Here is an 11,678-nt window from a genome sequence, read left to right as displayed (position 1 = left end):
ATTCATCTATTAATATCTTTGCTCTGGAAGTGACATTCTTTTGATGATCTCTAAGGGATTTACCCCTCAACAATTAACCCAGCTATTATAATGGAGGATTATATGTATTCCGTACTGGTTATCGATGAATCCCCCACAATATCAGCTGCGATAAAATCACTCTTGATGCAGTCTGATGCATTTAAAAACGTTTATGTTGCTGCCAGTAGCCAGCACAGTTTGGATATTGTGAATCAGCATCATATTGACCTGATCATTACGGATGTCGAGTTTCAGGGCGGTGACGGTTTTTCATTATTGAAAAAAGTCAAAATGGAGTACCCTGGGATCAAGTCGCTTTTTTTTTCTTCCAAGAATGAATCGGTCTATTCGCTGCGAGCGCTTGAGGCCAAGGCTAACGGATTCATCAGCAAAGGTAAGGATGTCGAAGAGTTGCTCTTTGCTGTGCAGCATGTGTTAAAAGGCTACCTGTTCTTTTCCGCAGAGGTATTAAGCAATGTGTCGGACATGGCAGCCTCCGGTAAGAGTTGCGGGGTTGCACATTCGCTGACTGCCCGTGAAATCAGTGTCCTGCGGTATTTGGTAAAAGGTTATAAAAATAAAGAGATAGCCGAGCAGCTTTTTATCAGTGAAAAAACAGTGAGTACTTACAAAACCCGCATTATGGCAAAGCTTGGCGTAAAATCGGTGATAGACATGCTAAGCTATGTGGAAAGAAATGAACTGCTGTGAATAGTCACTCAGGGTGAACGTTTGAGAGTGAGTTAATATTTATGGCTAAGTTTAATAATTGTGTATTTTTCTTATTTTATTGATTTAAAATAGTGGTTTTCTTATAGGCTTTTTTTTTGTTTTCTTATGTTATTTGCGTTTTCTCTTTATTAATATATCTGTAGGGGGATAAATAGAGATTATCAATGGGATTGATATGAAAATAACATCGAATAGGGCCATTAATGTTTTGATCGTCACTCAATGCGTATTCACTCGTCTGGCGTTGGGCAGCATGTTGAGCAATATGCAATTATCATCTGGAAAGAAAATCAACGTAGTTTCTGATGACTTTTTTGAGAAAAGTCGCCTTTTTATAGACTTTATCATCTGTGCTGACGATCTGTTTAATGAGATAAGTTTGCAAAGTATTTTAAAAATCAAAGAGGCAATACGCTATGCCAGTTTCTCCAGCAGAATGATTTTTTTAACTTCACCTCATCACTTTGCACTCGGCTATTTTATTTCAGGCTTGTGCAGAAAAGAGGGGTATTGTGCTGCAATTGACCAAACGGTAGCGAATATGACGACGGATTTAAGAAAAATTCTTACTTCTAGGGATATTTTCAGTGATTCTCCGTCATGCACCCTGATTCTGACACCGAGAGAAAGAGAAATTATTATCGGATTGATTAAACAGCGGAAACCCGCTTACTTATCTAAGAAATACTCAGTTAATCAGAAAACCATCAGCGCTCACAAAGTGAATGCGCTGCGTAAGTTGAACGTCGGTCACCTGAACAGCATTGTTAACCTGAATGCGCTGACGTGAGGATTGTTGTGGCTGGCCCCTTCCCTGAATCAGGAAGGAGCAGCGTTTATATACCCTCCATACTTCAAGTTGCTTGGGTGTTGGCTGCGTTACTCGGCCCATATTGGGCCTCGCCCCTTCGGGGCCGCTGCAAGCAGCGTTCAAATCTGCTTGCGCAGATTTGTCACTCACCCTAGTCACTGACTTGAGTAAGCTCCTAGGGATTCATTCAGTTGCCGCCTAGAAGCAACTCGAATTATTTTGGGTATACACCCATTGCCGCTTAGAATCGGCTATTCACGCTCATAAAATAGGTACGACCTGGTTCGTTATAGGTTGCTGCACCTGCGCCATACATATAGGCTCCGGTGGTAGCATTCCCCGTAGTCTGGGCATTACCGGCACGGAACTGGCGTTTATCCAGCAGATTGTCGATACCCGTAGTGATGCTGATATTCTTGCTGAAGGCGTAGGTGCCGCTCAGGCCAAAGATGGCGTAAGGGCTGACTTCGCGCTTCTCGCTGCCGCTAACCGCTTCACCCTTATAGTTGTATTTCTTCGGCTTCTGACGACCATACCAGGTCATGGTGCTCTGCATCGACAGATCCTGCGTGGCCTGCCAGCTCAACGTTGAGTTGATGGTGAATTCCGGAATGATCGACAGATAATCCCCCGTAGTTTTATTCTTGTTCTCAATCATATAGGTTGCATTGTTGTTCCAGGCGACGGTTTCGCTGACCGGCACATTCAGCGTCCCTTCCAGGCCCTGGATCACCGCTTTTGGCACGTTCTCCCAGCGGTAAATATCGGTTTTACCATTGGTAGTAGTGCCGGTTGGCGTATAGCCAGCCTCGATCTTGTTGCGGTAGTCGTTACGGAAGTAGGTGACACCTGCCAGCCAGCCTTCCTGATGGAACTCCAGCCCGACCTCTTTATTGACGCTGTTCTCCGCCTTCAGATCGTCATTACCGATCAGATAACAGGCTCCGGCGCTGGCCGCACAGCCTTGGCCACGGCTGTACAGGATGTAGTTGCCGTTGTTCTGGAACAGGTTAGGTGCCTTGTAGGCACGGGCGATGCCCATTTTCAGGGTAAAGTTATCGCCCAACTCCTGCGACAGGTTGAGTGAGGGGCTCCAGTTATCACCGGCTTCGGAATGGTGATCGAAGCGTAAGCCCGGCGTCAGCATGGTGCTGTCGGTCACTTCGGCGTTGTTCTCGGCAAACAGAGAGAAGATGTTGGCGGAGGAGTAAGGGTCACGGTTAGTGGTATTCACCCCAGGAATGCTGCCACCTTCCGCCAGCGACTGGCTGGTAGAAGAGGGGTCTTTCATCCTCTGCTGGTTCCATTCGGTTCCCAGAGTGGCGGTTTGCGGCACCCACATCTCGAATGGAATGCTGATTTCACTGTGTGCCAGGAGGTCATCCAGCCGGGTGGTATTGAAGCTGTCGCTGGAGAAAATGCCTTCGGTTCCCCCGGCCAACCCTTCGGCCAAGCGGGTATTGCGGGTGCGCTCAAACTGCAGGTAGTTGGTGGTGCTGACGCCGCTGTCCCAGGCACCGCGATAATTGAGTGCATAGGTGGTGCGGTAAATCCGGTTGGTTTCTTTACCGTAGTTGCTCTGGACCAGCGCGTTGGTATTGGTGTTCTGGGTATCGCCGGCGTACAGGTTGCCCTGGCGCCCGTAGGCGTATTGGAATTCCAGCGATTGCAGGCGTGCGAACTCCCAGTGCAGCAGGGCATCGATATTTTTGTCGATCACCCCTTCACGGCCTGCGGGCAGGGTGTTGGCATAGCTGCCGGTGCGTTCCGACTGATGCCCTTGGTTGATATCCCAGGCGTCGGCCTGCGTTTTGCTGTAACCGCCAAACAGCCGGAAGCTCAGTTGATCGCTCAGCGGGCCTGAAAGGCTGAAGCTAGTGCGCTTGGTGGCGCCTTCTTGCTTATGCTGCGGCAGGTTGAAATAGCCGTTCAGCGTGCCGTGCAGCTCTTTGCTGGTTTGCTTGGTGATGATGTTGATCACGCCACCGGCTGCGCCGTTGCCATAGCGGGCGGCTGCCGGGCCGCGCAGCACTTCAATGCGTTCGATCATATCCGGCGGCACCCAGGCGGTATCGCCACGGGTGTCACGCTCGCCGCGCCAGCCTTGGCGCACCGCGTTGCGGCTGCTGGCGGGCATCCCGTCGATCAGGATCAGCGTGTTTTCCGGCCCCATACCGCGGATATCGATCTGGCGGTTGTTACCGCGCTGGCCGCTGGTGGAGTTTCCGGTGAGGTTGACCCCTGGCATGGTACGGATCAGTTCACTGATATCACGTGCGGGTGGGCGTCTTCTGATTTCTTCGGCGGTAATGGTGGATACGCCGGGAGCCTGCAGATTCTGTTTGGCTGCGGTGACCACAATGGTGTCTTCAGCCGCGCTTTCTTGGTCGCTTTCTTCTGGCTGTGCCAATGCAGACGTGCCTAATCCTAACCCGATGAGTGTGGCTAAAGAGTAACGTGATAACGTGCGATTCATGTTGAAATTCCTACCTGGCTACCCTCTTTGCTCTGCGGCAGAAGGGCTGGTTGTCGTTTTATGGTGTTGGTCAAAGTCACAACGGAACCCGGCAGAGGGTTTCCGTTCAATGGGTTGGCATCCATCCCTGTTGAAGAATGCCGGTACGACTTACGAACTTTTACACACTATTGCAAATGAAAATAATTATCAATAGTATTCAACTTACCGTTTGTTTTGGCATGACAGGCTATGCCAGCTACACAGTGAGTGGGTGTTTTGAAAACTGAACAACAGCCAGAAAGCAGTAGGTTACTCGCGAGTAAACATGCAGGAAGCCACGGTTGGTGGCTAGACATCGCGCGGCGCGGCACACCCTTGGTAGAACCGCTGGAAAGTGGGCGTTGGAAAGTCACGTTTCTCTGGCGCGATCCGCAAGGATGTGAGTTTACCTCGGCCTATCGGCGCGTCTGGATCCATATCAACTGCCTCACCGATCATCATCAGCCTGCGCCGCCGCAGAGCCTGCAGCGGCTCTGTGGATCAGACGTCTGGTATTGGCAGTTGGAACTGAATGCCGACTGGCGCGGCAGCTACTGCTTTATTCCTTGTATGGACGATTGCCCGCTCCCGCAGTGCGACGACGATGCCCATGCCAACATGCACCGCGTTCGCCACTGGTGGCAGCGGGTGTTTGCCAATGCCAGCGCGGATCTGCTCAACCCTTACCGCGCCTGGGCCGATGCCAGCGGGCACTTTCTCTCTGGTTTGCATATGCCGCAGGCGCCGCAACAGCCAGCCTGGCGTGATTTTGATCGCTACGCCATTGCCAGCGGGCGCTGCACGCCAGCCCCTCCAGCCAAACTGCAACGGCATACCTGGCACAGCCAGCGGCTGGGCACCTCGCGCCACGTCTGGGTGTATTCCACCGGTGAAAGCCAGCCCGCTACCCGGCCACTGGCTATTTTGCTGGACGGCCAGTTCTGGGCGCAGCAGATGCCGGTTTGGGATCCGCTGATGCAATTGACCCGCACGGGCAAGCTGCCAGAAGCGGTATATCTGCTGATTGATGTGATTGACCAAAAACACCGCGCGCAGGAACTGACCTGCAACGATGAATTCTGGCTGGCGGTGCAGGAAGAATTGTTGCCGCAGGTGGCCTGTTGGGCAGCGCACAGCACGGAAGCCGCTAACACGGTGGTTGCCGGGCAAAGTTTTGGCGGGTTGTCATCGCTGTATGCGGGGCTGCGCTGGCCCGAGCGCTTTGGTGCGGCGATCAGCCAGTCCGGCTCTTTCTGGTGGCCACGGCGCGATATGTTGCAGTTGCCTACGCAGCCTGACGATGCCTGCTGGCTGATGCGCCAACTGGAACAACAACGGTTGGGGACGCACGGCAAGCTGCGGGTATTTATGGAGGCTGGAGTGCATGAAAAGCTGATCCACCAGGTGAGCGATCGCATGGCCGATCTGCTGCGCTCTGCCGGGCATCGGGTGCAATACCGGGTGGTGGAAGGCGGGCACGACGCGCTGTGCTGGCGCGGTGGCCTGCTTGATGGCTTACAGGCGCACTGGGCGACACCGGCAACCCTTGCAGCTTCCGAACCGGCCAGCGCCCTGCACGCATAAGGAACTCATGATGGAAACCCTGAACCCTTTCGATGATGAAAACCAGCGTTGCCTTATTTTGTGCAACGAGCAGCAGCAATACAGCCTGTGGCCGGATTTCAGCGCCGTCCCGGCGGGGTGGGCCCGCGTTTTTGGCCCGGCATCCCGTGGGCAATGCGTCAGTTGGCTGGAACAACATTGGCAAGACATGCGGCCCGCATCACAGCGTAAGGCGTGATGACCGACAACAGGAGTGAATACGGTGTCAGAAACCTCTCTTTTACCCGGCGAACAACAGGTGATGGTTGAACTGCCGTTGGTTGCCGCGCAGCCCGGAATTTGGGTTGCCGATCACCTTTCACCGCACGGCAATGCCTATGCGGTGGCGCATTACATTGAACTGAACGGCCCGCTAGAGAAAGATAAACTGCTGCAGGCTATCGCGCAGGGGCTAACGGAAGTGGATACCCTGCGGCTGCGTTTTGCCGAGCGCGACGGCGTGCCGATGCAGTGGTACGACAGCACGCTACCGATCATCCCTGCCGAATGGCTGGACCTGCGTGCGTCTGCCGATGCCGATGCGGCGGCGCATGCGCTGATGCAGATCGATCTGGCCGCCGAGCTGCGGGTCAGCAGCGGCAAACCGCTGTATCGGCACGTTTTGATGCAGCTATCCGACGAACGCTTCTTTTGGTATCAGCGTTACCACCATTTGGTGGTGGATGGCTTCAGTTTTACCGCTGTGGCGCGCCGTATTGCCAATATTTATACCTGTCTGTGCCAGCATCAGTTGCCTGAACCCACGCCTTTTACGCCGTTTAGCGATGTGGTGGCGGAATATCAGCAGTATCAGCAATCATCGGGCTATCAGCGTGACGCTGATTTCTGGCTGAACAAGGCGCGCCAACTGCCGGTGCCCGCCACCCTTTGCCCGCAACCTTTGGCCGGGCAGGCACCTTCTACCCGTATTCACCGCTTGGCACAAATTTGTGCGGCAGAAGATTTTGCCTCCTTGGTGGCTGCGGGTCAGCAACGGCAGCTTAATGCGGCGGATATGGCAATGGCACTGGTCGCGCTCTGGGTGGCGCGCCTGAGCGGCCAGCCCAGCTTCAGCGCCGGGTTTATCTTTATGCGCCGCATGGGGTCGGCAGCGCTGTGCGCCACCGGGCCGGTGATCAACGTGTTGCCGGTAGAGATGCGGGTGGATCATGATGCCACGCTGGCCGAGCTGGCGGCACACATCAGCCGCGAGCTTAAAGGGGTTCGCCGCCATCAGCGCTATGACGCCGAACAGGTACAGCGGGATTTAGGGCGAGTAGGGGATGCGCAACCGCTGTATGGCACGGTGTTCAACTTCAAAATGTTCGACTACCAGCTCAATTTTAACGGCATGGCGGGTATTACCCACGATCTGGCCTCTGGACCGGTACGTGACCTGGAAATTGCGCTGTTTATTGATGAAGCGGGTACGCTGAAGATTGAACTGCTGGCTAACGCTGAACGTTATCAGTATGCAGAGCTAAAGCAGCATTTACAGCGTATTCCACTGTTGCTGCGCCAGTTTGCGGCACGGCCTGAATTGCCGATCGGCGCTGTTGATATGCTGACCAAGCAAGATCACGCCTTGCTGGCGCGAGTGAACGACACCGCCTATCCGATTGCACCGCAGACCCTCAGCGCTTTGCTGGCGCAGCAGGCTGATAAAACGCCAGATGCCCCGGCGCTGGCCGATGGCCACTACCAGTTCAATTACCGCGAAACTCGCGCACAGGTTCGTGCTCTGGCAGGGCGGCTGGTGGCGCAAGGGGTGCAACCGGGGGATATCGTCGCCGTGGCACTGCCGCGCTCGGTATTTTTGTCGCTGGCGCTGATGGCGATTGTTGAAGCCGGGGCCGCTTATCTCCCTTTGGATACCGGCTACCCGGATGAGCGCCTCGGTATGATGCTGGAGGACGCGGCACCGCGGCTGATTATTACCGAACCCTCCCAACTGTCGCGCTTTGCCGGGCGAGGGGAAGTGCTGCTGTACGATGCGCCGTTGACAACCTCGGCGGTATCTCTCGATATCCAAGGCCCGACGCCGCATCATCCGGCCTATATCATCTTTACCTCGGGCTCCACCGGGCGGCCAAAAGGCGTGCTGGTGGGGCATCAGGCGATCGTCAACCGGTTGCTATGGATGCAGCATCAGTATCCGCTGGCGGCGAACGATGTGGTGCTGCAAAAAACGCCGTGCAGCTTTGATGTCTCGGTGTGGGAATTCTTCTGGCCGCTGATGGTGGGGGCGCAGTTGGTGATGGCTCCGCCGGAGGCGCATCGCGATCCGCAGCAACTGTTGGCGCTGATTGCGCACCACCGGGTGACAACGATGCACTTTGTGCCGTCGATGCTGGCGGCTTTTGTCGGCGCGTTAGACAGCGAACGGGCGATCGCCGATTGTCAACCGCTGCGCCAGGTGTTCTGCAGCGGTGAGGCGTTGCCTGCCGAGCTGTGCCGCCTGTGGCAGCGCCGCACGGCGGTGCCGCTGCACAATCTGTATGGCCCGACGGAAGCGGCGGTGGACGTTACCTGGCATCCGGCCTGGGGCGAGCCGCTGGCAGCGGTGAACGGTGCCAATGTGCCGATCGGTCTGCCGGTATGGAATACCGGGTTGCGCATTCTGGATGCCCGCCTGCAGCCCGTGCCGCCGGGCGTGGCGGGCGATCTCTATCTCACCGGGGTGCAATTAGCGCAGGGCTATCTGGGCAGGCCGGATCTCACCGCCAGCCGCTTTGTGGCGGATCCGCAGGGCAACGGCGGGCGTATGTATCGCACCGGTGATGTGGCCCGCTGGTTGCCCGATGGCAGCGTGGAATATCTGGGGCGCAGCGACGATCAGCTAAAAATCCGCGGCCAGCGCATTGAGCTGAGCGAAATCGATCATGCCTTATTGTCACTGCCGGGGGTCAGCCAGGCGGTGACCCATGCGCTGGTGCTGGAAAACAGCGTGGCCGATGCCCTGGGCGGTGATGCCCGGCAACTGGTGGGTTACCTGGTGGCCCAGCCTGACGTGGCTCTGGATACTGCCAGCCTGCGTGCCGCCTTGGCAGAGCGTTTGCCGCCCCATATGGTGCCGGTCGCTTTGGTAGAAATGGCGGCGTTGCCGCTCAGCGCTAACGGTAAGCTCGATCGCAAAGCGCTGCCGCAGCCGCAAACCGCCGCCAGAAAGGCCGGGCGCGTGGCTAAGCCGGGGCTGGAAAGCGCCATCGCGGCAGTATTTGCTCGCCTGTTACAGCGGGAACAGGTGTTTGCCGACGATGATTTCTTCGCGTTGGGCGGGCATTCGCTGCTGGCGATGCGTTTGGCCGCCGAATTGCGGCGCGATTTGGGGAAAGCGGTCGCGGTGGGGCAGGTGATGGTCGCTTCAAGCGTGGAGCAACTGGCGGCATTGCTGGCGGAAGATCGCACGCAGGAAGAGGCCGAACGCTGCGGTTTCGACAGCGTGCTGCCGCTGCGCATCACCGATGGGCCGACGCTGTTCTGCCTGCATCCGGCTTCTGGTTTCTCCTGGCAGTTCAGCGTGTTGCCGCGTTATATCGATCAGCACTGGTCGCTGGTGGGGATCCAGTCCCCACGGCCGGATGGCCCGCTGGCGCTGGGTGAGGATATGGATCAGGTATGCGATGTGCATCTGGCGACGGTGTTGCAAGTGCAGCCGCACGGCCCGTATCACTTTATCGGCTATTCGCTAGGGGGCACCTTGGCGCAGGGGATTGCCGCCCGTTTGCAGGCACGTGGTGAACAGGTGGCGTTTCTGGGGCTGCTGGATACCTATCCGCCGGAAACCCAGAACTGGGACGTGATGCTGGACGACAACGTGCTGAAAGAGGTGCAGCGTGAACGCGAGCAGTTCATGGCGGTGTCGGAAGAGGCGTTGGGGGCTACACAGGGGACGATGTTTGATCATATCGAAGCCAACTATGCCGATTCGGTGCGGCTGCTGTCGCATACCCATACCGCCCGTTTCCAAGGGCGAGCAACGCTGTTTGTGGCGAAACGCACGCTGCAGGCGGGTATGAACGTGCAGCAGACCTGGGCGGAATATGTTGAAGCGTTGCAGGTGCATGAGCTGGATTGCGCGCATGTGGATATTGTCTCACCGGCGTCGTTCAAGGTGCTGGGGCCGTTGCTGAACCGCCTGTTGAGAGCGCTATAGTGCGGAACGTCGGCCCGGGTGAACGGGGCCGACGAACTATTTCCCCAACGGCACGACTAACGGCGTATGCGAAACCGGATCGTCAATGATCATGCACTTCAGCCCATACACTTTTTCGATCAACTCGGGGGTGACGATATCTTTCGGTGCGCCCTCGGCCACCACTTTACCGTCGCGCATGGCGATCAGATGGCTGGCATAGCGGCAGGCGTGGTTGAGATCGTGCAGTACCACCACCAGGGTATAGCCATTCACTCGATTCAACTGGCGCAGCAGTTCCAGCAGCTCAATCTGATGGGTGATATCCAGCCAGGTGGTGGGTTCATCCAGCAGCAACAGCGGAGTTTGCTGTGCCAAAACCATGGCGATCCACACCCGCTGGCGCTGCCCGCCGGACAAGGTATCCACCGGCTGATCGGCCAACTGCGCCACCCCGGTAGAGCACATCGCCTGCTCAACCGCCTGCTGATCTTCTTCCCGCCAGCGGCTGAATAACCGCTGATGCGGGTAGCGGCCACGGGCGACCAGATCGAACACCGTAATATCACCGGGGGCGATCGAGCTTTGCGGCAACAACCCAAGCTGGCGGGCGACCTCTTTGGTGGCGTAATCACGGATCTGCTGGCCGTTGAGCCATACCGAACCGGCTTGTGGCTGCATCAGGCGGCTGAGCGTTTTTAACAGCGTGGATTTACCGCAGGCGTTAGGGCCGATAATCACCGTCAGTTCACCGTGCGGAATGGACACTGACAGATCGCGCGCAACGATTTTTTTGTCGTAACTCAGCGTCAGGCTTTCGGCGCGCAGTGGCGCAGCTAACAGGTTTTCAGCATTCATTTTTTTCGCGACTCGCGGATTAATAACCAGATCAGATAAATGCCCCCTAGGCTGACGGTCAGAACCCCGACCGGTAACTGGTAGGGCATAAACAGGCGTTGGGCGGCGACATCGGCGGCCAACAGCAGCAACGCGCCGGTTAAGGCCGTCAGCAGCAACAGGCTTTGGTTGGCGCACAGGCGGCGGGCGATCTGCGGCGCTACCAGGGCAATGAACGAGATCGGGCCAGCCACGGCGGTTGCCGCTGCGGTGAGCAGCACGCCGGCCAAGAACAGCAGCAGGCGCGAACGCTCGACCGCCACCCCCAGCGCACGGGCGGTATCATCACCCATTTCCAACAGCCGCATGCGCCGTACCAGCGCGGCCAACAGCATCACCGCCAGCACGATCACCAACACGGCAGGCAGGCTTTTCGCCCAGGAGATACCGTTGAGTGAGCCCGCGCTCCACAAACCGGCGGTCATCGCCGATTCCAGCGAGGCGCTGACGATCATCCAGGTATTAAGGGCAACCAGCAGGGCGCGCACCGCAATACCGACAATAATCAGGCGGAAAGCCTCTACGCCGTTGCGCCAGGCCAGCAGGTAGATCACCCCGGCGGTGATCAAGCCACCGGCCAGCGCGCCAGAGGTGATCCCGAGAATACCGCCGTTAAACAGCACGATAACCACCAGTACACCGCTGTAAGCGCCGGTATTGAAACCGATCACGTCTGGGCTACCGAGCGGGTTGCGCAGCAACGACTGAAAGATGGCTCCGCTGATGCCCAACGCCGCCCCCAGCAACAGCGCCATCGCAACCCGCGGCAAGCGCCACTGGGTAACGATCACCGCCAGATTCGCCGGGCCTTCGCCGCGCAGAGCGTCCAGCACCTGCATAGCGCTGAGCGGCAGCGTGCCGGAAGCGAGGGCGTAAACCGCCAATGCCAGGCAGGCGAACAGCAAGAGCAGGGCGGTGACCAGCGGGCGCGCCAGCCGCCGTGGTTTTTTGGCGATCGCCAAGCGAGAAACCAGCACGCTCAT

The 11,678-nt window shown here is 56.9% G+C and carries 8 protein-coding genes; 5 read left to right on the top strand and 3 right to left on the bottom strand.

Annotated elements, in window-relative coordinates; translation table 11 throughout:
- Positions 1 to 102 precede the first annotated feature (102 nt).
- Entirely contained in the window at positions 103 to 732 is a 630-nt protein-coding gene (locus tag WG891_RS03805) for a response regulator transcription factor (protein WP_337262837.1), read from the top strand.
- A gap of 196 nt (positions 733 to 928) precedes the next feature.
- Entirely contained in the window at positions 929 to 1,543 is a 615-nt protein-coding gene (locus WG891_RS03800) for a LuxR C-terminal-related transcriptional regulator (RefSeq protein ID WP_337262836.1), read from the top strand.
- A 262-nt stretch (positions 1,544 to 1,805) separates the two neighbouring features.
- Here WG891_RS03800 and WG891_RS03795 read toward each other — a convergent pair whose 3' ends face one another.
- Positions 1,806 to 4,040: a TonB-dependent siderophore receptor gene (locus WG891_RS03795; protein ID WP_337262835.1), complete on the bottom strand. Its 2,235-nt coding sequence runs from the start codon at positions 4,038 to 4,040 to the stop codon at positions 1,806 to 1,808.
- A 258-nt stretch (positions 4,041 to 4,298) separates the two neighbouring features.
- On the opposite strand from WG891_RS03795, the gene fes reads away from it, so the two are divergent.
- From fes to WG891_RS03780, 3 genes are all read left to right on the top strand, one after another.
- Entirely contained in the window at positions 4,299 to 5,645 is a 1,347-nt protein-coding gene (gene fes / locus WG891_RS03790; protein ID WP_337262834.1) for an enterochelin esterase, read from the top strand.
- Between the two features lie 10 nt (positions 5,646 to 5,655).
- The gene (locus WG891_RS03785; RefSeq protein ID WP_337262833.1) at positions 5,656 to 5,862 is read left to right on the top strand and encodes an MbtH family protein; all 207 of its coding nucleotides are present in this window, start codon (positions 5,656 to 5,658) and stop codon (positions 5,860 to 5,862) included.
- 63 nt (positions 5,863 to 5,925) lie between these two features.
- Positions 5,926 to 9,819, top strand: coding sequence for an enterobactin synthase subunit F (locus WG891_RS03780; RefSeq protein ID WP_337262845.1), 3,894 nt, complete (start codon positions 5,926 to 5,928; stop codon positions 9,817 to 9,819).
- 36 nt (positions 9,820 to 9,855) lie between these two features.
- Here WG891_RS03780 and WG891_RS03775 read toward each other — a convergent pair whose 3' ends face one another.
- Positions 9,856 to 10,656, bottom strand: a complete 801-nt coding sequence (locus WG891_RS03775) for an ATP-binding cassette domain-containing protein (protein WP_337262832.1) — start codon at positions 10,654 to 10,656, stop codon at positions 9,856 to 9,858.
- Positions 10,653 to 11,678 (bottom strand): iron-enterobactin ABC transporter permease, encoded by a 1,026-nt coding sequence (gene fepG, locus WG891_RS03770; protein ID WP_337262831.1) that lies wholly within the window; start codon positions 11,676 to 11,678, stop codon positions 10,653 to 10,655. The genes WG891_RS03775 and fepG overlap by 4 nt, the downstream gene beginning before the upstream one ends.

Source organism: Serratia sp. MMO-28 (genome assembly GCF_037199905.1).
In the GTDB taxonomy this organism is placed as follows: domain Bacteria; phylum Pseudomonadota; class Gammaproteobacteria; order Enterobacterales; family Enterobacteriaceae; genus Chania; species Chania oryzae.
The sequence above is the reverse complement of the archived record's forward strand: the minus strand, read 5'-3'. Positions and strand labels throughout refer to the sequence as shown.